Below are 23251 nucleotides of genomic sequence, written 5' to 3'. Positions count from 1 at the left end.
GACCTGACGGAATAACCCATGCCATTCAAGCAAACCAATCGCCTGGCGCAGGTCAACAGCCCACTCGGGGCGGACGTGCTGCTGCTCAAACAACTCAGCGGCGATGATGAGCTGGGGCGGCTGTTCGATTACCAGCTGCAGCTGACCTCCCGTGATCATGGGATTGATCTTAATCAACTGCTGGGCAAGCCGATGAGCCTGTCTATGCAGCTGGCGGCGGGCCGTCAGCGCCACTTCCACGGGATCGTTGCCCGGTGCAGCCAGAACGTCGATGTGGGCCAGTTCGCCAGTTATGAGGTGACGCTCAAGCCATGGTTGTGGTTGCTGACGCGGACCTCCGACTGCCGGATTTTCCAGCATCAGACGATCCCGCAGATCATCAGTCAGGTGTTCCGCGACCTGGGTTTTTCCGACTTCGAAGAGGCGCTCAGTCGCCCGTATCGGGAATGGGAGTATTGCGTCCAGTACCGTGAAACCAGCTTCGATTTCGTCAGCCGGTTGATGGAGCAGGAAGGCATCTACTACTTTTTCCGCCACGAGCCGGGTCGTCACGTGTTGGTAATGGCCGATGCCTACAGCGCGCATCAACCTGCGCCGGGTTATGAGTCAGTGCCGTTCTATCCGCCCGACGGCCAGCATCGCGAGCGCGATCACATCAACGACTGGCAGCTGGACCACGTCATTCAGCCAGGCGCCCTGGAACTCAACGATTACGATTTCGAGCGCCCCAGCGCGCGGATCGATGTGCGGTCGGCAAGCCCGCGTGCGCACATGGCGGGCGACTATCCGTTGTTCGATTACCCCGGCACGTACACACAAAACCACGATGGCGAGCACTACGCACGCACGCGTCTGGAGGCCATTCAGAGTCTGCACGAGCGTATCGAGTTGCGCGGCAATGCGCGTGGGCTGGCGGCCGGCCACGTGTTCAGCACCACGGGCATGCCGCGCGACGACCAGAACCGTGAGTATCTGATCGTCAAGGCGGGCTACCTCATCCAGCAGGAAAGTCTGGAGAGCGGTAACGGCCCGGCAGATGCGCAGTTCAAAAGCGTGCTGACGTGTATCGGCGCGCAGCAAAGCTTTCGCCCGCTAGCCAACACCCGCCGCCCCATCGTCCAGGGCCCGCAGACCGCACGGGTGGTGGGCCCCCAGGGCGAGGAAATCTGGACCGATCAGTTTGGCCGGGTGAAGGTGCACTTCTTTTGGGATCGGCATGACCAGTCGAACGAAAACAGCTCGTGCTGGATTCGGGTGTCGCAAGCGTGGGCAGGGAAAAACTGGGGTTCGATGCACATTCCGCGTATTGGCCAAGAAGTCATCGTCAGCTTTCTGGAGGGCGATCCTGATCGGCCGATCATCACCGGTCGCGTCTACAACGCCGAACAGACCGTGCCCTACGCGCTGCCCGCCAACGCCACGCAAAGCGGCACCAAAAGCCGCTCCAGCAAAGGCGGCACGCCGGCGAACTTCAACGAAATCCGCATGGAAGACAAGAAGGGTGAAGAGCAGCTGTACATCCATGCCGAGCGCAACCAGGACATTGTGGTCGAGGTGGACGAAACTCACACCGTAGGGCATGACCGGCGTCGCAGCGTTGGCAATGACGAAGTGGTGACGGTCGGGCGGCACCGCACGCGCGCCGTCAGGGCCAATGACACGTTGCAAGTGGGCGGCAGCAAAACCGACAGCATCAGCGCGAATTACCTGATCGAAGCCGGCTCACAAATCCGTCTGGTGTGCGGCAAGAGCGTGCTTGAGTTCAACGCCAGCGGCGAGATCAATATTTCGGGGACGTCGTTCAAGGTGTATGCCAGCGATACCGGAACAATCGATACCCGCAATCGGTTGAACATCAACGGGAAGATTGCGGGGGAAGTGGATGCCAGGGGCAAAGGGGTTAAAGCGACGATTGAGGCGCAGGTTGAGGCGTTTTTTGATGGGAAGGCGCATGAGTGATCAGATCGCTGGACCTCTGTTTGCTCTGGGTTCGCCTCAACGAGGGCGGGCAACTTGAATATAGTGATAATTTAATTATTCTTGAATACCAAAGTAGATAATTACCGCGCACCGCAGAACATGCATGGGTGGTCCGGTCGAGAGCACTGAAAACGCATCAAAATCTGTACGGATTGACCTACAGCCTAAGTAACAACTCGAACACAATAAGACGACAAAATTGTATAACGATGAGCGAGGGTAAATTATGTGCAAAGTTCCGCACGCCTTCGTTATTCCCGCTGTAGCCTCACGCCCCGATTCATACACCGCTACAGGCCACTTCACGATGAACCAATTGCTATGGAAGTTACTACCGAGGCAACAACGCGAGCTCTTAATTGAGCGACTGTCTGTTGTAGACCGTCAGGTCGTGAACAAGACACTGTCCCGCAGGCCCCGTTTCCCGGAAGCCTTCGATCAGTTCGAGTGTATTTTCATCCACGTCCCCAAGTGCGCGGGCAGCAGTGTGGCGATGTCGATTTTCGGTGACACGCCCACGGGGCACTTGCCGTTGTATTGGTATGAAAAGCAGTTCAAAGAGCGTTATGACGCCTACTTCAAGTTCGGGTTTGTACGCGATCCGTTACATCGGGCCTTTTCGGCTTATCGGTACTTGTTGCAGAACCCACAGCCCCGGGACAGAGCGGCGTATGAGTTAGTGAATGGCTATTCCAGCTTCGATGCGTTCATTGATGGCTGGTTGCACGCCGATAATATTTGCAAGCAGATACATTTTGCACCCCAGCACCAGTTTCTACAGAATTCGATGGGCCAGATCGCATTAGACTTTGTCGGCCGCCAGGAGCATTTAAAAACAGACTTTGCCGCGCTATGCGAGCGTCTGGATATCGATGCAACCCTTAAACACGTCAATCCTTCCCCCGCCTCGGCGCAACACACCGCTGCACACTGTTCGCCCGCTTCGCGCAGTCGGATTCGTGACGTGTATGCCCGCGACTATGAGTTGTTCGCTTATGAGTGAGCGCAGACCAGAACCCCGGCCGCGGATTATCGCGCCTGTCTTGAGTGTCGATCAGGCCCGGCGCGCAGCGATGAAGCAGCAGCGAGCATGTTGCATCTGGCTGACCGGGTTGTCCGGCGCGGGCAAGTCCACGCTGGGCAACGCGTTGGATCAGACGCTGCAAGCGCACGGCCTGCACAGCTATGTGCTCGACGGCGACTGCGTGCGCAATGGCTTGTGTCAGGACCTGGGCATGAGCGATCTGGATCGCAAGGAAAACGTTCGGCGCATCGGCGAGGTGGCCAGGTTGATGGTGGACGCTGGGCTCATTGTGATTGTTTCGGCCATCTCGCCGTTCCGTGCGGATCGCGACACCTGCCGAGCGCATTTCGCGGTGGGCGAATTCATTGAAGTGCACGTAAGCACGCCGCTGTCGGAGTGCATGCGCCGCGACGCCAAAGGACTGTATCGCGCGGTGCGTGAAGGCCGGATACGCAATTTCACCGGGATCGACAGCCCTTACGAAGCACCGCTTGCCCCGGAGTTCGTGATCGACACCTGCGCGGCAGACAGCCGCGAGCTGATTGACCAATTGCTGATGATGCAACTGGAGGCCGGATCGGTAGGCGGGGCTTACCCACCGTTCACCGCATCGAGATCGCCCGCCCGCTGAGGTCAAACACGTCTACGCTGGGGGTTTGCAGCTCTGTCGGGAACGATTGCGCCGTTTGCAGGCTCACAACCCATGTCTTTGAACCATCGTCCTCGCGAGCATCCCCTATGGAACACGTAATTCCGGATTCCTGGCTGGAAGCCATACCTTCGCCCTGGCTCAATACCCTGATCGTGGCCGGGGTAGCGATCTGCTTATCGCTGCTGATTCGCTGGATCGCGCTGGCGTTGCTCAGGCGCGTCTCGAAGTCCTTCATTTTTGCCCAGCAACTGATCCTCCGCGCCGGGCCGCCGACGCTGTGGCTGATCCCCTTGCTGGCACTACAGACTGTGTGGACGTCAGCGCCCGACGACTTGATGCTGATCAAGACCGTCAGGCATGTGAACGGCATGTTGGTGGTGGGCTGTTTCACCTGGCTGGCACTGCGCTGCGTGAAGGCCATTGGCGAAGCGGTGGCGATTCGTAACCCGCTGGACATCGAAGATAACCTGCAGGCCAGACGCATCCAGACCCAGGTCCGGGTGTTGGTGCGCTGTTTGAATGTGCTGGTGCTGCTGTTTGGTACAGGCTTGATCCTGATGAGTTTTCCACCGGTTCGGCAGATCGGCACCAGCCTGCTGGCCTCTGCGGGCCTGGCCGGACTGGCAGCCGGTTTTGCCGCCAAACCCGTGCTGGGCAACTTGATCGCCGGTTTGCAGATTGCGATTTCCCAGCCGATTCGCCTGGACGACGTGGTGATCGTCGAGGGTGAATGGGGCCGCATCGAAGAAATCAGCGGGACGTACGTGGTGGTGAAAATCTGGGATGAGCGGCGGATGGTAATCCCGCTGCAATACTTCATCGAGAAGCCGTTCCAGAACTGGACCCGCAGTACGTCGAGCTTGATTGGCTCAGTATTTTTGTGGGTCGACTACGCACTGCCCCTGGAGGAGTTGCGCGAGGAAACGGAGCGCATCTGCAAAGACATCCCGCACTTGTGGGACGGCCGCGTGTGCGTGCTGCAAGTCACCGACACCACCGATAAGGCCATGCAGTTGCGGGTGCTGTTGAGTTCGGCAGACTCGTCGCGAAGCTGGGATGCGCGTTGCCACATGCGCGAACGGCTGATCATTTACATCGCCAAGCAATTCCCGCAGTGCTTGCCGATATTGCGCGCGGAGATGTCATCGCGCACTGTTCAGCCCGAGAACGACGGTCATGAAACGCCGACCGAGATCGCCCGCCAGCCCCCGGTCTGAGAGCGTGCGGCGAACGGGTTCGCCGCCGCAACGCCTTTAAAGCCTGCCCCCCAAGGGGTATTCGATGGCCAGGCGCAGTTGATCGGCATCGAGTTCGGCCTGCGCCGTATTACCCCGGTGCACGGCGTGGCGCAGGGTAACCGCAAGCTTTTTAGCCGGCCCGGACTGAACAATGTATTTGGCCTGCAGATCACGTTCCCAGTGCCTGCCGTTCTTGCCATAACCCAGCCAGCTGTAGCCACCGCGCGGGTCCATGTGCGTGCCGTCTATCCCGTTGCCGCGCACGTACAGCGCCGAAAATGTCAGCCCCGGCACACCGTAGGTGACCATGTTCAGGTCATAGCGGGCCATCCACGACGCTTCCTGTGGTCCGTTGAAATCTGAAAGCGCCACGGCGTTGCTCAAAAAGATCGCGCCCCGGGTTACGTAGTCATAGGGCGTGTCGCCATCGATCTTCTGATAGCCGACGCCCAAACTGTGAGCGTCGTAACGATAGGTCGACAGCACACTCCAGCTGGTGTTGTCGATCTGGCCCGACAACGCCTTGCCGGTGTCCTGCGTGCGATACAGATTCAAATCAACACTCAGGTCCTGTTGCGCGTTGAACACCTGGGTGTAAACCGCGCCCACGTAGTGCTGGCGCCAGGTGTCTTCGTACTCGGCGCTGAACAGGCTGGCGGTCAGCCCTTTGAAGGCCGTGGTGCGAACGCCCGCCAGATCGAAACTGTCGCCCTGCTTGCCGTTGGAATAATTGACCACGAAGCCCCGATCATGGCTGCTGGCGTTGCGGTCAGTGCTCTCGTTGAAATGGCCGCCATACAAGGTCGTCGCCGGGATTTCCCGACTGCTCAGCAGCCAGCCCGTGGCAGTTTCCGGCAGCAAGCGACTGTCGGACGATCCGAAGACTGGCGTCTTGACGCGCTGTTCGCCGTAGCGCAGTTCGGTGGACGAAACCCGCAGCTTCGCCGCCGCGCCTCCACGGCTGAACTCGTCTTTAGGATGGCCGTCGTTATCGATGCCCAGTAAACGTGCCTTGCCCGCTCGGCCGCCGCCGGTGTCCAGCTGACGGCCGATATAGGCGTGGGCATCGATACCAACGCCGACCATCCCTTGGGTGTAGCCGGAGGTGAAATCGCCCATCAGGCCATAGGCCCATTCCTCAGCCAGATCACTGCGCTCGGAACGGGGTTTGTAGGCATTACGCGCGCCGTTGCTCAGCGAACCATGCTTATAGTCGCGTCGGTCATACAGGCTGCGGTTCAGCACGTTCCACTGACTATCTTCGACGAAGCCTTTGGCGTTTTCCTGCTCCGACGCGAAGGCGAGCAGGGACTGCCCGCCCAGCGCCATCAGGAAGGCGTGCATGGAAATGGTCTTCACGGAGTGCTCCTGAAAATGCGTGCGTCCTGCTCAGCGGCGCCCAACGAAAAGGGGCACCGCCGAGGCAAGCTCATGGAGGAGGATCAGAGGTATTTGAGCCAGACGATGTCGCGGCGACGCTGCTTGAGGTTGGCGTACCAGCGCGTCGGGAAGAACAGGATCACGACCAGCACCGCACTCAACAGCCAGACGCCGGGCAGGCCATCAAAGCCGTAATAAGCGCCCTGATTGGCGCCCCACATCGCCAGCGCAATCAGGTACATGACTTTGAGCACGTACAGATGCAGCAAGTAGAAAAACATCGGCGCGCTGCCATAGGTGGCCAGCGTCGCCGTGGACCAGCGGTTCTGCATCTTCTCGAACAGCGCCAGCAGCAACAGGCCCAGGCCAAGGGTCGGCATGAGGAACATCAGTGACGGCGGGTATTTTTTGGCGCTCATGAAACTCATGAACGTGCGCAACGCGTCACCGGTCTGCACCCACGGTTTTTCACCGTAGACGTTCAGGTAACGGATGAACACGAACCCCACCAGCAAGCCGACACCGAACTTGAGCAGCCGGGAAATCCTGACAGCCGGGTCCACGTCTTTGCCAAACCAGGGGCCGATCGCCCAGCCCAGCAGAATCACGCCGATCCACGGCAGCACCGGATAGGTCGTGCGCGCCCGGGTGAATTCGGTGATGTCGATGAACACCCGCTGGTGCAGGATTGACCACGGCACGAAGAAGGGTGAATCAGGCCCGAGCACCACGCCGTCCAGCAGGTTATGCCCGGCAACAATGGCAACGCCCAGCACGATCAGCCAGCCGCGTTTGAAATGCAGCAGCCCCGCCAGCACGATCATGCAGATACCAATGCACCAGATCACTTGCAGCCACAGGGTTTTGGGTGGGAACTCGGCGGTCCAGGCGAAGCACACGAAGGTGAGTTCCAGCAGCACGAGAAACACGCCGCGCTTGAGCAGGAACACCGAGGTTTCGTTCAGCGTGTGTTTCTGGCTGTAGAGATACGCCGACAGACCGGTGAGAAAGATGAACACCGGCGCGCAGATTTCGCTGAGCAGGCGAGTGAAGAACAGATCAGGCGTGACGCTCAAGGCGTCGATGGGGTCGGTGACCTGCCGATGCAGCAGGAAGGTCTCGCGCACATGGTCTACCAGCATCCACACCATCACGAAGCCGCGCAGGGCGTCGATGGCCAGCATGCGGGTGTTGGTGACAACGGACGCAGAGGCCCGCACGCGGGCAGCAGCATCCGCCCGCGCTGTCATTTCAGAAGTGTGGGGCATCTCGGTTACTCAGGATATTGATCGGTTAATACAGCCTCTTTTGGTTATACTATAACATTTAGACCGAGAGTAAAGCTCCTTGCTACGCTGACTGATTACACCTGCGGCGGGCGTGAAACTGGCTGCGTACAAGCGTGCCAGGCCGCCCGCCTTAATACCGGCCTGACGCAATAAAGCAAGGTCCCTCCCACGATGGGGAATCTACTGAACGGAGATCCACCATGTCGGATTCACAACCTCCCGCTTACCTCTTTCGCCCGATGACCGCCGCCGATGTCGTCAACGCCCACGGCTTGTCTGTCGCGCTGAAATGGCCGCATCGGTTCGAAGACTGGGCCATGTTGCAACGGGTCGCTCAAGGATTCATTGCCGAGGACAACGGCAAACTGATCGGCAGTTCATTTGCGTGCCACCAGGGTGATTTCTCCACCATCGGCCTGGTAATCGTCAGCGACGACTATCAGGGTCAGGGCATTGGTCGCAGGCTCATGAATCTGGCACTGGAAACGGTCGCCCCTCGCACCGCGGTGCTCAATGCGACGCTGTCCGGCGCGCCGCTGTACGCCAAAATGGGCTTCAAGGATTTCGGCGAGATCGAGCAACGGCAGGGACGTGCGAGCTTGGCTGGCTCCACGCCGCTTAAAGCAGGCGATGCCTGTCGTGCGCTGGAAAATACCGACAGGGCTCGCCTGGTGGCACTTGCCAGCGCCGGCACTGGCATGGACCGGGCGGCCCTGCTTGATGAACTGCTGGCGGTCGCCGAGTACGGCGTGGGCGTAGAGCGTGACGGGCAGCTTCAGGGCTTTGCACTGCTGCGGCCATTCGGTCGCGGACTGGGCCTGGGGCCCGTGGTCGCTCAGGACCTGGATCAGGCCAAACACATGATCGAACAGCTGCTTGGCAAAGTTTCGGGGGCGTTTGTGCGTATCGACATCCCCACCCAATGCGGTCTCGCGCAATGGCTTGAAGACGCCGGCCTCAAGCGTGTGGACGCGGTGACGCACATGAGCCTCGGCGCCGTGCCGCAGGCTTCTCAAGGCGTGCAGCAATACGCGCTGGCTACTCAGGCCCTCGGTTAATGCGGCGACATCAATCCCCTGTAAGAGCTGCCGAAGGCTGCGATGCCATACGCCATGCCCCTTACGACGCGTAATCCTCACGCTGGTGTTCGATCAGTCGCAACGCCGCGGTCCAGGCCAGTTCGATCAGGCGCATGCCTTCTTCGTCGTCAGTGAACTGGCTGGCGGTCAGGCGGCAGACTTCTTCGGAGGGGTAAATCAGTTTGCTGTTGCCGGCCAGCGCCTGAATCTGAGCCTGGCAGGCGCGCTCCAGAAAGTGGATTTCATGGAACGCTTCGGCCACGTTTCGCCCGCCCGCGAGCAAACCGTGGTTGCGCAGAATCATCGCGCGATGACTGCCCAGATCGTGCACCAGCCGTGCACGCTCCTCCAAGCACAAGGCAACGCCCTCGTAGGTGTGATAAGCCAGCTTGCCGTAGAACTTCAGCGCGTGCTGCGTGATGGGCAGCAGCCCTTGCTCTTGCGCCGAAACGGCCATCCCCGCCGCGGTGTGAGTGTGGATCACGCAGTTCATGTCAGCGCGCGCCATGTGGATGGCCGAATGAATGACGAAACCTGCCTCGTTGACCTCTCCTTTGCTGCCTGAGGCATCAACGATTTTGCCCGCGTGATCGATCTTCACCAGATCACTGGCACGCATGTGGTCGAACAACACGCCATAGCGGTTTATCAGGAAGTGATGCTCGGGGCCCGGCACGCGCAGGCTGATATGGGTGTCGATCAAATCAGTCATGCGAAAGTGCGCAATCATCCGGTAGAGCGCAGCCAGCTCGCAGCGCGTTTCCCATTCCTGTGGCGCAATGTGCTCAGGGCGATTCATGTGAGTACTCCCGGTGACGTGATGAGGTGACGGCCCTTGGGCTAGTGCCCGCCGTTCAACATGCCCACTTTGGTCATGATGAGCTCGGCAAACTGCTGAGCGGACATTTTGTCGCCGTTGAAGTCGACGACGTCGTTGGCGTAATGCAAGTGTGAGGTGATGTTGTCGCCCTCGACCTTGCCCACATCCAGCATGATCGCCATGGCGCCAGCCGTGTCCGCCGCGTCCTTGGACTGTTGCGCAACGGTCATCGGGTCGGTTACGCCGGCATTGGCCGCCTGCAACGTGGCCAGGTCCTGGATCATCGGCTTGGACAGCAGCAACTTTGCATCCAGCTGAGTCAGCAACTGCTTGAGCAGCTCCGGCCCCGCCTGGTCCAGCGACGTCGGGTTGTTCAGATCCAGAACCAGGCTGAAATGGCTCTCACCGTTTTTGGTCTTGAGCGCCAGCTTTTCCAGCTCGATGTGCGGTTTGCCAGACAACAGCTTGGCGACTTCGGCCTGCATCAGCGCTTGATCGCCAGGCGTCAATTGCGGCGTGAACCGTTCGCCCGCCATCGCGGCGGCCTGGGCCTGTGGCTGAATCTTGTCCTTGTAGAACTGCAGCAGCGTCTGGGTCGCGGCGATGTCGAAGTTGGCGAACTTCCATGCCATCTGCGATGAGCCGATCTGCTTGCCGTTGTAGCTGATCATGCCGATGTCGTAGCCGACCTGTGCGCTCAGATTGCCATCCACTTCCTGCAGCAGGCTGGTGTTGACGAAATCTTTGAGTTCTATGGGCGGCCTGCCAACCACCTGCAACACGGCCGTTGCCACTTTGGCGTCGCTGTGGCCCAGATAGAAACCCGATTTGCCTTTGGTCCCGCCGGTCTGGAACGAGAACCCTTCCAGCGCGACGCGCACCGGGCCTTCTTCGGACTTGGCGTTGATGTCCAGGTTTTGCAGGTAACCGGTCGCGTTGAGCTTCTGGCCGTCACCGCTGGCCTGGGCATTGAGGGTCAGACCGGAAAATTTGAAGGTGCCCTTCTCGTCTTCGAACTGGAACGGCAGGAAATCCACCCGCCCTTCGCCTGCGCGGTCATAACCCATGCTGAAATGCCCCAGCACCGGCGCCTTACCCTCGGTCATGGCGAACCAGCGCTCGGAGACCGCGTTCTTTTCCAGTTGCATGTTGCTGGCCGCCATCACCGGTACCAGCTTCATGGCCTTCACGCGCGACCAGGGAAAGGGGCCATGTTCAATGTTATCCACCAGCAGCAACTCGACCGGCTGACCCTGATTGATGTCAGGACTCTGCACCGTGACGCGATAGTGGGCGGTGCTGGTGAACACGTGGCGATCAAGGGAGAGCAACTCCACGCTCGCGTCACCCTGCTGGCCGACCATGGCGGTCTTGAGTTGTTTGTTGCCCTCGACGATCGCCTCGCCCAGCACGCCTTCGAGTCGTACGCCGGTGTACCAGGCGCCTGCGGTGATCAACGCGCCTGCCACGACAACGACGCCTACGGCCAATTTTGCTGATTTATTCATGTGTCGACTCGAAGATATCCGTTCTGGTGGTGATTGATCGCTTCCCTGCCCCCTGAGATTCCAGCGGCTGGGACGAACCTGCCGACGCAGCCTGTTGCGCTGCCGAGAGCCGAGGGCAGATTAGCACTCGTGTAGGGCGGCGACATCCCCGACAGCCGGCTGTTTGCGCTGTCAGGGGTTGCCGCGAGTGCGGATACAGCGTGTTGAACTGCGTATCTTGCGGCTCAATTTGCCCGAAGACGCCTATTTGCGGCTTTGCGCCCTAGCCATCGTCTTCAACCAGTTGTTAGGCTGGGCATCAATTTGCACACGGGATCGAAGAGATGAGCGACGCGCAAAACGCAAAGGGCCCGATCAAGGCAGTGATTTTCGATATGGATGGCCTGCTGCTCGACACCGAGGGCATTTACACCGAAGTCACCGATACCATTGCCAAACGCCATGGCAAGACCTTTGGCTGGGACGTCAAGCAGCACACCATCGGCCGCGGTGCTACGGATTTTGCTCAATACGTGATCAACGCGCTTGAGCTGCCGATGACCGCCGATGAGTTCCTGACCGTCCGCCAGCCGATGCTCGACGATCGTTTCCCCAACGCACAACCCATGCATGGCGCCGAAGCCCTGGTGCGTCATCTGGCCGAACACAATATTCCCATCGCTGTCGGTACCAGCTCTTCGATCCACTATTTCCACGCGAAGACGACGCTGCACCGTGCCTGGTTTGAGCTGTTCCACCACGTGGTCACTGCAGATGACCCGGACGTCACGGCCGCCAAGCCAGCACCGGACATCTTCCTGGTAGCAGCGCGCCGCCTGGGCGTGGATCCGAAGGATTGCCTGGTGTTCGAAGACTCGCCGTTTGGCGTGACCGCCGCGAAAACGGCTGGCATGCACGCCGTTGCTGTGCCGGACTCGCACATGCCGGTTGAGCAGTACACCCACGCTGATCTGATGCTGGGCTCACTGGCCGAGTTTGTGCCGCAGGACTGGGGTTTGCCGGGGTACAGCGACAAGCGTTGAATCCATTTTGACGCGGTTCTGTAGGAGCCAGAGTGTTGGCGAAGCGGTCGATAGGGTGTGCCAGTCATAACGCTTCGCGAACAAGTCGCTCCTACGGAAAATGCGCGCCTACACGCCGCAGAAACATTTGCTTGCATCTTGATCTGCCGGGTTTGCGTCTCATTCGTAGATGATAGAGGGCCAAATCATTTGGTCCCGCCGCGCGCGCTTTTTCAGCGGTGTCCTCATTGCAGACAAGACGCTCAATCAATGTCCAAGAAGTCGCGTTCGCGCATCTGGTTCCTCGTCCACAGCTGGCTGGCGCTGCCCATCTGGTTTTTCGTCCTGATCGTCTGCGTTACCGGTACGCTGGCAGTGGTCAGTCAGGAGATTGTCTGGCTGGCACTGCCGGAAATCCGCGCCACCCAACCTTCGGAAGACGCCCCGCTGCTGACGTTCGGTCAAGCCGTGGAGGCTATCCGCACTGCGCGGCCTGAACTGGTCATCCGTGAAATCAGCCGCCCCGATGAATCGCACTTTGCCCTGACCGCCTTGGTGAGCAACCCGGATGGCAGCTCGGCGACGCTGTTCGTTAACCCGTACACCGGCGTGATTCAAGGCAAGAACCCTGACTTCGATTTCCAGCAGTTCACCCGGGCGCTGCATGGCTGGTGGCTGGTGCCGTTTACCAGCGGCTTCAGTTGGGGCTGGTATCTGGTGTCGCTGCTGAGCCTGCCACTGTTGGCATCCCTGGTCACCGGGCTTGTGGTGTTCAAGCGATTCTGGCGCGCGTTCCTCAAACCGACGCTGCGTTTGAATCAAGGCGCGCGGGTGTTCTGGGGTGATTTTCATCGCTTGTCCGGCATCTGGTCGATCTGGTTTATCGCCGTGATCGCCATCACCGGGCTGTGGTTTTTGATTCAAGCCATCCTGTTCGACAACCACATTGATATCACCACCGAAGGCGTGCCGGACATGGTCGCCCGCCAGGAAGTACCGCGTACCGCAGACGGCCTGCGTCCGAACCTGGTGCCTGTGGATAACGCGATCAATACCGCGCAAAGCCATATTCCAGGACTGGAAATCAGCACCGTCACTTTCCCCGGCACCGCCTACAACCACATCGCATTGTCTGGGCGCGGCTGGTATCCGCTGATGTTTCAAAGCGCCTCGATCAACCCGTATAACGGGCAGATTGCCGAGCAGCGCTTGCTCTCGGATTACTCGAAGCTGGAATTCGTAACGCAGTCGATGCGGCCCCTGCATACCGGCGACTTCGGCGGCCTGTGGATAAAAATGATCTGGATGTTCTTCGGCCTGCTGTTGAGCATGATGGTCCTCAGCGGACTGTTGATCTGGACCAAGCGCACGGCCATCGCCACCGCAGCGGCTTTGCGTCGCCCCGCTCGCTCCCGTGAAGCCAGCGTCTCGGAGGTCAACTCATGAGCAAGGCTGCGACACAACTCGACAAGCAACCGCTACCGGCCTCGCGCGCCCGACGGCTATGGCTGAAGTGGCGTTTTCACCTGAGCATTCTGTTGCTACTGATCCCGCTGGGCTTCATGCCGCAGTACTTCCGGGACATGGCGTTTTTCCGTGGCGACACCGGCCTGGGCGAACGCATGATCGGCCCGGTGCAGGTCGGCCCCTGGAGCCTGACGCTGGCGGAAACCCACGACGACGGCCCGGAGTCAGAGGCCCCGGGGGTTTACGTTAAAGAATTCAACGTTGCGCTGTGTGACACCTGCATCCCGCAGATCAAGGCCGGCTACATGCGGATCGGCAAACCGCGCAGCCTGAGAACGGCCGGGGCGATCTTCGAGGGCAGCCCTTACCGCATGGGCGCTGAAGTGTCGGTTTCGCCCTCCGCCAGTCCGAATGATGAGCTGTGGATCACTCTGGAAGGCTGGGACGGCGCAGTTCACCAGACCACCCTGGCGCTGGCCAAGGCGTCCCCCAAAACCGTCGAATGGCTGAAGAGCCAAGGAGACCGTCCATGACACGTACTTTTTTTGCGAGTGCTGCCCTGCTGCTGTTGAGCGCCACCAGTCTGAATGTGCAGGCCCACACGCTGCTGTGTGAGTGTCACGCCATAGGGGCCGATCAGGTTCAATGCAAAGGCGGGTTCGCCCACGGTGCCGCTGCCAGCGGCGTGACCGTGGATGTGATTGGCTACGACGAAAAGACGCTGGTGGCTGGCAAGTTCGGCGAGGACTCCACGTTTACCTTCGACCGCCCGGCTGGCGATTTCTATGTACTGATGGACATGGGCGCTGGCCACACGCTGGAAGTCGATTACAGCAAGATCCAGGCGCAGCGATAACCTGTCAGCAGCGCCTTAAGCGCTGGGCTTCAGATTAACGCCCAGCGCTGCCGTAAACGCTTTGACCAGCGGACTGCGGGGCGCGCTGTGGCGCAGGATGAGGCTGAAGGGGGTCTGGATCTGAATCAGGTCGGCGCGCAGCGAGCGCAACGTGCCGTCGCGCACGAAACGCTCGGCATAATGCCGGGGCAAAAAGCCAATGAAACGCCCCGTCAGGATCAACATCGCCACGGCTTCAACCTGGGAGGCCGAAGCTGACTGGCTGTCGTACGTCACAAAACTGGCCTTGTCGCGGTGAATGGCGTACCGGTGATTGATGACCTCATGCTGGCGAAGACAGCAATCGTCCAAGGCGGTTTCCGCAACATCGAACAGCGGGTGCCCGGTGGCGCAATAGGCGTGGGACACCTCCTCATACAGCGGGAAATAATCGAACTCCTCGCGTTGCTGATACACCGGGACAATGCCCAATACCATCCGCCCTTCAACCACGGCACGTTCGACTTCATCGAGTTGCGCGGCATGAAGTCGCAGCCTTACTTTAGGCGCTTGATCATGCATCGTTCTAAGCGCAGCAATGAGCGGTGAGTTCGTATCCGACATCGTGTTATCGATCACACCGATACTTAAATCACCGATTAACTCGTGCTGCGCCGAACTAATCCTGTCGCGGAAACTGTCCACCGAAGAGAATAAATCGATGGACGCCTGATAGACAAGTTTACCTTCTTCGGTGAGGCAAAAGCCTTCGCGTCCGCGGGTGCACAGGCGCATACCAATACGGATTTCAAGGTCGGAAATCTGCTTGCTGATGGCGGCCAGGCCCACGTTCAGCTCATTTTGCGCAGCACTGAAGCCTCCTGCTTCGACCACCGCCTGAAATACTCGCAACAACTTGAAGTCCAGCCCGCTCAGCGTTAGCGGCGCTCTGGCTCCCGGTTTTGGCGGCAAGTTTCCAGAAGTGGAAAGTGGGGTTTCCATAATGCTTATTTACCTCGCCCGTCATATTCAACAGGCTGTGACTTACTACAAAAACATGCCTTGGCCGCAATAATGAGCACAGATAATAGCGACTGGCAACCATCCATTCGATACCCCGATCAGTGACAAGTCGCTGATTTAAAGATGATTAAAACCTGACACTTCGATCAGGACTTGATGCTTGAAACTGCCCTCCAAAGTCAGCGAATAACTGGATGACGTCCGCGTACTCCTGCGGGAATGACGCGCTCTCCGGTTCGTTAGCGACTATCGAATTCGCGCTTGCAGAGGAAAAGAACCATGTCTGAGCCAACCGATCGCCTATGGGGCGCACGTTTCAAGACCGGTCCGTCCGAAGCCCTGGTGGCGCTGTCCCGCGCGCCGGAACGCTACTTTCGCCTGACACCGTACGACCTTGCCGGCTCCCGTGCTCACGCTCGTGAGTTGCAGCGCGCAGGGCTGCTGGATGACAGCGAAACCAAGACCATGATCGACGCGCTCGACGCCATCGGCCATGACTTTCGCGAAGGAACCCTCCAGCCGACGCCAGACGATGAGGACGTGCACACCTTCATCGAGCGAGCGCTGACTGAACGCCTGGGTGCGCTGGGTGGCAAGCTGCGCGCCGGCCGCTCGCGCAATGACCAGACCGCCAACGATTTAAGGTTGTTTCTGCGCGATCACGCCCGGTTGATCACCACCGAGGTGCTCGGGCTGCAGCAGGCGCTGGTGGCCCAGGCCGACCAGCATATCGAAAGCATTTGCCCGGGCTTCACGCACCTTCAGCAGGCGCAACCCATCGTCTTCGCTCACCATTTGCTCGCCCATGCGCAATCGATGCTGCGCGATGTGCAGCGGCTGGTTGACTGGGACGTGCGCACGTCGCTGTCGCCACTGGGCGCAGCGGCGATGGCCGGTTCCGCCATTGCCCGTGAGCCGGAGCACTCGGCCAGGGAAATGGGCTACAGCGGCCCGTGCGAAAACTCGATCGATGCGGTCGCCAGTCGCGATCATGTGGCTGAGTTTCTGTTCGTGGCCAGTATGCTCGGGGTGAACATCTCCCGCCTGGCCGAAGAGTTTTGCCTGTGGTCATCGCGGCAGTTTCGTTGGGTGAGCCTGGACGACGGCTACGCCACGGGCAGCTCGATCATGCCGCAGAAGAAGAACCCGGACATTGCAGAACTGGCACGGGGCAAGGCCGGGCGCCTGATCGGGAACCTGACCGGTCTGCTCTCGACCCTCAAATCACTGCCGCTGTCATACAACCGCGACTTGAGCGAGGACAAGAACAGCGTGCTCGACAGCGTCGACACCCTGCTGTTGGTGCTGCCAGCCATGGCCGGGATGGTCGCCACCATGACCGTCAACGTGGATGAGCTGCGTCGTCAGGCGCCGTTGGGCTTCACTTTGGCCACCGAGGTAGCCGACTGGCTATCAGTGCGTGGCGTGCCCTTCAAGGAAGCCCACGAAATCACCGGCGCGTTGGTCCAGCTGTGTGAGAAGCACGACATCGAGCTGTGGGAGGCCACGCCGGCAATGCTCGCCGACGTGGACGTACGTCTGACGCCTGAGGTGCGCGAGTGCCTGACCCTCGAAGCCGCGATTGCTGCACGCAGCGGTTGGGGTGGCACTGCGCCGGAACGGGTTCGCGAACAGATCGGCCGTTTGAAGACTGCACTGACCGCACAACAGCAATGGGCTGAGACCTATGGCGGGTTTCGTATCTGACCACTGAGGCCAGGCTTTCAGGAGAAACACCATGAACCAGACCCAGGCAGAACGTCTGCAGGCTGAACGCAAGAAGATCGAAAACGCGTTCGACATCACTCAATACGAGCACGTACCCCGGCGCTATTACGGACGGATCTTTTTCGCCACGGTCATCGTCATCGCCCTGGCGGGTTTGGCGCGAGCCTTCGCCAACGGGCAGATCGAATGGTCTTACATCGGGCAGTTCCTGACGTCTCAAGCGATCATGTGGGGGTTGGTGAACACGATCGTCATGTCGATTCTGGCGATGATTCTCGGTGTGATTTTCGGCGTGATCATTGCGGTCATGCGCATGTCGGCTAACCCTATCCTGCGTTACGTCGCCATCACATACACCTGGCTGTTCCGGGGGACGCCGCTGATTCTGCAGCTGTTGCTGTGGTTCAACCTGGCGCTGATCTTCCCGGTCATTGGCATTCCGGGTGTGTTCACCCTCGACACCGTCAGCCTGATGACCCCGTTCATGGCAGCACTGCTGGGGCTAAGCATCAACCAAGGCGCCTACACCGCCGAAGTGGTGCGCGCAGGATTGCTGTCGGTGGACACCGGTCAGTACGAGGCCGCCAAGTCCATCGGCATGCCGCGCTTGCAGGCGCTGCGCCGGATCATCCTGCCGCAGGCCATGCGGGTGATCATTCCCCCCGTTGGCAACGAATTCATCAGCATGGTGAAGATGACCAGTCTGGCCAGTGTGATTCAGTACTCCGAGTTGCTGCACAACGCGCAGAACATTTACTACGCCAACGCACGGGTCATGGAGTTGCTGATGGTCGCAGGCATTTGGTATCTGGCCGTGGTGACAGTGCTTTCACTGGGCCAAAGCCGTCTGGAGCTGCGTTTCGCCCGCGGCGCCGGCAAGCGCTCGTAATCCAGGTCGAGGAGATTTACCCATGAGAAGCATCGTCAAAGCCGTCGGCCTGAATAAGTATTACGACAATTTCCACGCCCTCAAGGACGTCAACGTCGAGGTCGAACAGGGCGAGGTGCTGTGCATCATCGGCCCGTCCGGCTCGGGTAAAAGCACGCTGCTGCGCTGCGTCAATCAGCTGGAAAAGATCGACAAGGGCGGCCTGTGGGTGGATGGCGAACTGGTGGGATACCGAGTCGTCGGCAACAAACTGCACGAACTCAACGAAGCCCAGATCGCCCGTCAGCGGCTGTCCACCGGCATGGTGTTTCAGCGCTTCAACCTGTTTCCGCACATGACCGTGCTGCAAAACATCACCGAAGGCCCATGCCAGGTGCTCAAGCGGTCGCCGAAGGAGGCTCAGGAAGACGCCATCGAATTGCTCGCGCGCGTGGGTCTGGCCGACAAGCGCGATGCCTATCCCATCGAGTTGTCCGGTGGCCAGCAGCAACGGGTAGCCATCGCCCGTGCCTTGGCGATGCGGCCCAAGCTGATGCTGTTCGATGAGCCCACCTCCGCGCTGGACCCAGAACTGGTGGGCGAAGTGCTGTCGGTAATGCGCGACCTGGCGCATAGCGGCATGACGATGATCGTGGTGACCCACGAATTGGGCTTCGCTCGCGAAGTCTCCAATCGCATGGTGTTCATGGACGCAGGCCAGATCGTAGAGGCGGGAAGCCCGGAAGACATACTAATAAGTCCACAAAACCCAAGAACTCAAAGCTTCATTTCTGCCGTTCGCACCTAAACGAAAATCAAAGAGAACGACCATGAATAAACTCATTATCCCAACGATGCTTGTCGGCCTGATGGCGTCCGCCTCGGTTTTCGCTGCGATCCCCGCCAGCCTGAAAGACAAGGGTGAAATCACCGCAGCCATCGTGCCGAACTATCCGCCCATGGATTTCAAAGACCCGGCCACCAACACGCTGACAGGTCTGGATGTGGATCTGGGCAACGCGCTGGCTGAGCGGCTGGGTGTGAAGATCAAATGGCAGGAAACCGCATTCGAACAGATGGTCAGCGGCCTCGTGACCAAGCGCTTCGACATCATCCTGTCGGGCATGACAGACACAGCAGAGCGGCAGAAGTCGGTGACGTTCATCGACTATTTCGCCAGCGGCCCGCAACTTTACACGCTGACAAAAAACACCCAGATCAATGAGCTGACCGACCTGTGCGGCAAGAAAGTGGGCACCAGCCGGCGCACCACGTGGCCCGCTGAGATCGCGGCGTGGAGCAAGGCCAACTGCGAAGCGGCCGGCAAACCTGCCATCGAAGTGATCGGCTCGGAAGGCTCGGCCGATGCCCGCGCTCAACTGCGTCAGGGTCGCCTGGATGCCGCCATGCAGGGCAGCGAAACGATTCCGTACCTGATGTCCCAGGAAAAGGACGCGTACAAGCCGATCGGCGAGGCGATTTCCAAGCAGTTCACGGGACTGGGCGTCAGCAAAGCCAACCCGCAATTGGCCGCGGCCATAGTTGAAGCGATGCAAAGCATGGTCGACGATGGCACTTACGGGAAGATCCTGAAGAAGTGGAATCTGGAGCGGGGTGCTGTCACTAAGGTCGAGACGAATCAGGGTAAATGATCGTTCTCTTCTGCAGGAACTGACGAGCCTGGGCGAGGCTGCGATTGCGGTCGGTCTGACATCCCGTCATCGCAGCCTCCGTCAGCGCCTGCATTAAGCTTCGTGTGGAATATAAGGACATAAGGAAATCAGTGGATACTTACTCCCTCGTGATCCGTCGCCTGATGGTCTGCTCACTGACCATCGTCATGAGTCGGGCGATGACCAGCCCCTTGCTGACACTGTTTCTGAGCACCCGGCTCGGGCTGAATCAGCAAGACGTCGGTTTGCTGATGGGCGTCGCGGTGTTCCTTGCGACGCTGCTGGGGTTGTATGGCGGCTACATCATCGATCGCCTGGAGAAGCGCAAGCTGCTGATCCTGGCGATGCTCTCCAGTGCTGTCGGCTTCACGTTGCTCACCCTGGCGCACGACGTGTATCTGACGACACTGACACTGGTGATCACCGAAACCGCCTCAGCGCTGTTCCTGATGGGCTCAAAAGCGATCATCAGCGAGAACCTGCCGGTGGGCCAGCGTGCTGCCGTGTTTTCCCTGCGCTACACCCTGACCAACATCGGCTACGCAACCGGACCGATGCTTGGCGTCTTGATTGCAGGCCAGCTGCCGCTCGCGCCGTTCCTGATTGCCAGCGCCATCGCGTTTGGCAGCGTCTTCTTGATGATCGGTATCCCGCCCACGGTCCGTGATCGCCCCGCTAACACACCGCTAAGCTTTCTCAAGACACTCGCCACGCTGAAGAGCGACCGCACGCTGATCCTTTTCACCGGTGGCAGCCTGTTGAGCACCATCGTGCACGGGCGTTATACGCTGTACCTCTCGCAGTTTCTGCTGGTGACCCATACGTCTGCGCAGGCACTGAAAATCCTGTCCGCCGTGTTGGCTTGTAATGCTGTCACCGTGATCCTGATGCAGTACCAGATTGGTCGCTTCCTCAAACGCGAGCAGCTGCCGCATTGGATTGGCCTGGGCACCGGGATGTTCGTCATCGGGCTGATCGGTTTCAGTTTCGCCGAAAGCACCGTTGGGTGGTGCGTGGCCATGTTCGTGTTCACGCTGGGCGAAATGATCATCTACCCGGCCGAGTATCTGTTCATCGACACCATTGCCCCGGATCATCTGCGTGGCAGTTATCTGGGCGCGCAAAATCTGGCCGCGTTCGGCGGTGCCATGAGTCCGGTAATTTGTGGCTATTTGTTGATCAATACTCCCGCGCAGACGATGTTTTACGTGCTCGCGGGTCTGACGGCGATGGGCGGGACGTTATGTTTTCTGAGCGGCCGACAGGCTCAACCCGGCACGCCGCGTTAAATTTGTCACTTTTCAAATCCGCCTCAAACAGGTGAGTATGTTCGGCCTAGAGCGGTCGGTCTGGCCGGCTTTTCAGCACGCCTTGGTGCGCTGACCCGGACCGTCCTGATTTCCACTTCTTTCCCGAAAAGGACATCGCATGACTCACCGCATTCTCGGCCAATCCGGCCTCAAAGTGTCGACACTCACATTAGGTTCCATGATGTTCGGTGTTCAAACCAGCACTGAAGAGTCGCTGCGCATCATCGACAAGGCCTGTGATGAGGGCGTGAATTTCATCGACACCGCAAACGTGTACAACGCCGGGCGCTCGGAAGAAATCGTGGGAGAAGCCATCGCTTCGCGTCGCAGTGAGTGGGTCCTGGCCACCAAGGTTGGCAGCAGCTCCGGCAATGCGGCGCCCAATTCAAGCGGCCTGAATCGCAAGCACATTTTCAATGAGGTGGAGTCCAGCCTGCGTCGCCTCGACACCGACTACATCGACATCTATTACCTGCATAAGGAAGACCACAACACGCCACTGGAGGTCACGGTGTCTGCCATCGGCGACCTGATTCGTCAGGGCAAGATCCGCTACTGGGGCGTGTCCAACTTTCGCGGTTGGCGCATCGCAGAGGTAGTAAATGTGGCGCTGAGGCTGGGCGTGGACAAACCGATCATCAGTCAGCCGCTGTACAACATCGTCAACCGCCAGGCGGAGCTTGAGCAGATCACCGCCGCCAGGTTTCATGGCCTCGGGGTCGTGCCCTACAGCCCGCTCGCCCGAGGCGTTCTCAGCGGCAAGTATGCGCCGGACGTGACGCCAGACAGCAGTACGCGCGCAGGGCGCCAGGACAAGCGCATCCTGGAAACGGAATGGCGTGTGGAGTCGCTGCGGATTGCGCAGAAAATTCAGCAGTACACGCAGGATAAAGGCGTTGGCATCGTGGAGTTCGCCATTGCCTGGGTGCTCAACAACAAGGCCGTAACGTCTGCCATCGTAGGACCGCGCACTGAAGAACAGTGGGACAGTTATACGAAAGCGTTAAGCGTGAATATCACCGCCGAGGACGAGGCCTTTATCGATTCGCTGGTCACGCCAGGGCATGCGTCGACGCCTGGCTTCAATGACGTGCAGCATTTCGTTACGGGGCGGTACCTGTAAGAAGCAGTGGGCTCTTGGTGTGTGCAGGGCGGCATTTCTCTCTGCATGCTCCTGGACGCCTGACTGCCCTTCTCCACAGCGCTGCTGTACATTTGACAAGGTCCGTGGTGGCTTCTAGTGTTCGCGTGGATCCAACACAGCCATGAAGAAGTAGGCGATGCACAGGACCGACAAAGAGCAGTTCCTCCGGGGCATTCTGGGCGACGAGCAGCCACCCGCACACCTGGCCCGTTCCGTTATCGAAGAGAAGGTGCGAAACGCCATCCTGGATGGTCGGCTGCCCGCAGGCATCGCATTGCGTCAGCAGGAACTCGCCACGCTGTTTGGCGTGAGTCGCATGCCGGTGCGTGAGGCCTTGCGTCAGCTCGAAGCGCAGTCACTGGTTCAAGTCGAAACGCACAAAGGGGCTGTTGTCGCGCCTCTGATTAGCGAAGACGCCACCGACGCTTATGCGCTTCGCATCTTGTTGGAATCCGAGGCGCTGCGCCAATCCATTCCATTGCTGACTGAACAGGACATCGCCACTGCGCGGGTCTGCATTGAGAAGCTGGAGGTTGAGACGGACTACGCCGTCATGGGCACACTTAATCGCATGTTCCACATGGCCCTCTACTCGCGGGCGCCCAACAAGCGGTTGCTCAAATTGGTGGCGGAGGGTCTCAACGAAGAGGAACGGTTTCTGCGTTTCAATCTGTCGGCCATGGGCCTCGGCAAGCTATCTCAGCACGATCACTGGGAGTTGCTGCAGTTCGCCCAAGCCAAGTCTGTAGGACAAACCATCAGCGCGCTTGAGCAACACTTGAACCGTGGGGTTAAAGCCATCAGCTCCTATCTGAACAGCCGCCCTGCTGCGATTGCCAGCGCCACTACGACTCGGCGCAAACGCACACCTACTCAGCCTTAGCGGGCCAGTGGCATATCTGTGTTTCAACTAAGCATTTCAGCGTTCTAGAAAGACAAAACCCCTGTCTGCTTGCGCAGACAGGGGTTTCGGAATTCAATCTTGACGATGACCTACTCTCACATGGGGAAACCCCACACTACCATCGGCGATGCACCGTTTCACTGCTGAGTTCGGGATGGGATCAGGTGGTTCCAGCGCTCTATGGTCGTCAAGAAATTCTGTTGCTGATCCGTCATCAGGTAACGTGCCAGCGAATTTCTATAGCTTTCACTAAAACAAAACCCCTCACCGCGCAAGCGATGAGGGGTTTCGGAATTTAATCTTGACGATGACCTACTCTCACATGGGG

At 59.3% G+C, this 23251-nt stretch carries 21 protein-coding genes and 1 rRNA gene; 16 read left to right on the top strand and 6 right to left on the bottom strand.

Annotated features, from left to right (window positions below; genetic code table 11):
* The first annotated feature begins 18 nt into the window (after positions 1-18).
* The 4 genes from ABQX22_RS21695 to ABQX22_RS21680 all read left to right on the top strand — a co-directional run bounded on the left by ABQX22_RS21695 (position 19) and on the right by ABQX22_RS21680 (position 4873).
* Complete coding sequence (locus ABQX22_RS21695) at positions 19-1959, top strand: type VI secretion system Vgr family protein (RefSeq protein ID WP_349801920.1); 1941 nt, start codon at positions 19-21, stop codon at positions 1957-1959.
* Positions 1960-2287: 328 nt separating this feature from the next.
* Positions 2288-2983, top strand: coding sequence for a sulfotransferase family 2 domain-containing protein (locus ABQX22_RS21690; protein ID WP_349801919.1), 696 nt, complete (start codon positions 2288-2290; stop codon positions 2981-2983).
* Complete coding sequence (gene cysC, locus ABQX22_RS21685) at positions 2949-3635, top strand: adenylyl-sulfate kinase (RefSeq protein ID WP_349801918.1); 687 nt, start codon at positions 2949-2951, stop codon at positions 3633-3635. Before ABQX22_RS21690 ends, cysC begins: the two co-directional genes overlap by 35 nt.
* A gap of 107 nt (positions 3636-3742) precedes the next feature.
* Entirely contained in the window at positions 3743-4873 is a 1131-nt protein-coding gene (locus ABQX22_RS21680; protein WP_349801917.1) for a mechanosensitive ion channel family protein, read from the top strand.
* 36 nt (positions 4874-4909) lie between these two features.
* Here ABQX22_RS21680 and ABQX22_RS21675 read toward each other — a convergent pair whose 3' ends face one another.
* Positions 4910-6253: an OprD family porin gene (locus tag ABQX22_RS21675; RefSeq protein ID WP_349801916.1), complete on the bottom strand. Its 1344-nt coding sequence runs from the start codon at positions 6251-6253 to the stop codon at positions 4910-4912.
* Between the two features lie 83 nt (positions 6254-6336).
* Positions 6337-7458: a DUF1624 domain-containing protein gene (locus ABQX22_RS21670; RefSeq protein ID WP_349802005.1), complete on the bottom strand. Its 1122-nt coding sequence runs from the start codon at positions 7456-7458 to the stop codon at positions 6337-6339.
* A 305-nt stretch (positions 7459-7763) separates the two neighbouring features.
* On the opposite strand from ABQX22_RS21670, the gene ABQX22_RS21665 reads away from it, so the two are divergent.
* Positions 7764-8621, top strand: coding sequence for a GNAT family N-acetyltransferase (locus ABQX22_RS21665; RefSeq protein ID WP_349801915.1), 858 nt, complete (start codon positions 7764-7766; stop codon positions 8619-8621).
* A 61-nt stretch (positions 8622-8682) separates the two neighbouring features.
* Here ABQX22_RS21665 and ABQX22_RS21660 read toward each other — a convergent pair whose 3' ends face one another.
* Positions 8683-9441 carry a class II aldolase/adducin family protein gene (locus tag ABQX22_RS21660; protein ID WP_349801914.1) on the bottom strand — a complete coding sequence of 253 codons (759 nt, stop codon included), beginning with the start codon at positions 9439-9441 and terminating at the stop codon, positions 8683-8685.
* 41 nt (positions 9442-9482) lie between these two features.
* Positions 9483-10970, bottom strand: coding sequence for a YdgA family protein (locus tag ABQX22_RS21655; protein ID WP_349801913.1), 1488 nt, complete (start codon positions 10968-10970; stop codon positions 9483-9485).
* Between the two features lie 323 nt (positions 10971-11293).
* On the opposite strand from ABQX22_RS21655, the gene ABQX22_RS21650 reads away from it, so the two are divergent.
* From ABQX22_RS21650 to ABQX22_RS21635, 4 genes are all read left to right on the top strand, one after another.
* The gene (locus ABQX22_RS21650; RefSeq protein ID WP_349801912.1) at positions 11294-11992 is read left to right on the top strand and encodes an HAD-IA family hydrolase; all 699 of its coding nucleotides are present in this window, start codon (positions 11294-11296) and stop codon (positions 11990-11992) included.
* Between the two features lie 249 nt (positions 11993-12241).
* The gene (locus ABQX22_RS21645; RefSeq protein WP_349801911.1) at positions 12242-13417 is read left to right on the top strand and encodes a PepSY-associated TM helix domain-containing protein; all 1176 of its coding nucleotides are present in this window, start codon (positions 12242-12244) and stop codon (positions 13415-13417) included.
* Positions 13414-13971 (top strand): hypothetical protein, encoded by a 558-nt coding sequence (locus ABQX22_RS21640; protein ID WP_349801910.1) that lies wholly within the window; start codon positions 13414-13416, stop codon positions 13969-13971. Before ABQX22_RS21645 ends, ABQX22_RS21640 begins: the two co-directional genes overlap by 4 nt.
* Positions 13968-14294 carry a hypothetical protein gene (locus tag ABQX22_RS21635; RefSeq protein WP_349801909.1) on the top strand — a complete coding sequence of 109 codons (327 nt, stop codon included), beginning with the start codon at positions 13968-13970 and terminating at the stop codon, positions 14292-14294. Before ABQX22_RS21640 ends, ABQX22_RS21635 begins: the two co-directional genes overlap by 4 nt.
* A gap of 15 nt (positions 14295-14309) precedes the next feature.
* Here the strand turns inward: ABQX22_RS21635 and ABQX22_RS21630 are convergent, their stop codons facing one another.
* Entirely contained in the window at positions 14310-15275 is a 966-nt protein-coding gene (locus ABQX22_RS21630; RefSeq protein ID WP_349801908.1) for a LysR family transcriptional regulator, read from the bottom strand.
* Between the two features lie 300 nt (positions 15276-15575).
* Between ABQX22_RS21630 and argH the strand changes: the two genes are divergently transcribed.
* The 7 genes from argH to ABQX22_RS21595 all read left to right on the top strand — a co-directional run bounded on the left by argH (position 15576) and on the right by ABQX22_RS21595 (position 22902).
* Entirely contained in the window at positions 15576-17003 is a 1428-nt protein-coding gene (gene argH, locus ABQX22_RS21625) for an argininosuccinate lyase (RefSeq protein WP_349801907.1), read from the top strand.
* Positions 17004-17034: 31 nt separating this feature from the next.
* On the top strand, positions 17035-17913 hold the full coding sequence (locus tag ABQX22_RS21620; protein ID WP_349801906.1) for an amino acid ABC transporter permease: 879 nt from the start codon (positions 17035-17037) through the stop codon (positions 17911-17913).
* Between the two features lie 22 nt (positions 17914-17935).
* Positions 17936-18700 (top strand): amino acid ABC transporter ATP-binding protein, encoded by a 765-nt coding sequence (locus ABQX22_RS21615; RefSeq protein WP_349801905.1) that lies wholly within the window; start codon positions 17936-17938, stop codon positions 18698-18700.
* A 22-nt stretch (positions 18701-18722) separates the two neighbouring features.
* Positions 18723-19544 carry an ABC transporter substrate-binding protein gene (locus ABQX22_RS21610; protein ID WP_349801904.1) on the top strand — a complete coding sequence of 274 codons (822 nt, stop codon included), beginning with the start codon at positions 18723-18725 and terminating at the stop codon, positions 19542-19544.
* Between the two features lie 131 nt (positions 19545-19675).
* Entirely contained in the window at positions 19676-20854 is a 1179-nt protein-coding gene (locus ABQX22_RS21605) for an MFS transporter (RefSeq protein WP_349801903.1), read from the top strand.
* Positions 20855-20993: 139 nt separating this feature from the next.
* Positions 20994-21998 carry an aldo/keto reductase gene (locus ABQX22_RS21600; RefSeq protein ID WP_349801902.1) on the top strand — a complete coding sequence of 335 codons (1005 nt, stop codon included), beginning with the start codon at positions 20994-20996 and terminating at the stop codon, positions 21996-21998.
* 157 nt (positions 21999-22155) lie between these two features.
* On the top strand, positions 22156-22902 hold the full coding sequence (locus ABQX22_RS21595) for a GntR family transcriptional regulator (protein ID WP_349801901.1): 747 nt from the start codon (positions 22156-22158) through the stop codon (positions 22900-22902).
* A 97-nt stretch (positions 22903-22999) separates the two neighbouring features.
* On the opposite strand, the gene rrf is transcribed toward ABQX22_RS21595, so the two are convergent.
* Positions 23000-23115, bottom strand: a 5S ribosomal RNA gene (gene rrf / locus ABQX22_RS21590).
* Positions 23116-23251: the final 136 nt, after the last annotated feature.

Source organism: Xanthomonas sp. WHRI 1810A (genome assembly GCF_040202885.1).
Lineage (GTDB): Bacteria > Pseudomonadota > Gammaproteobacteria > Pseudomonadales > Pseudomonadaceae > Aquipseudomonas.
Note: the sequence above shows the minus strand (reverse complement) of the source record. Positions and strands in the feature narration are given on the sequence as shown.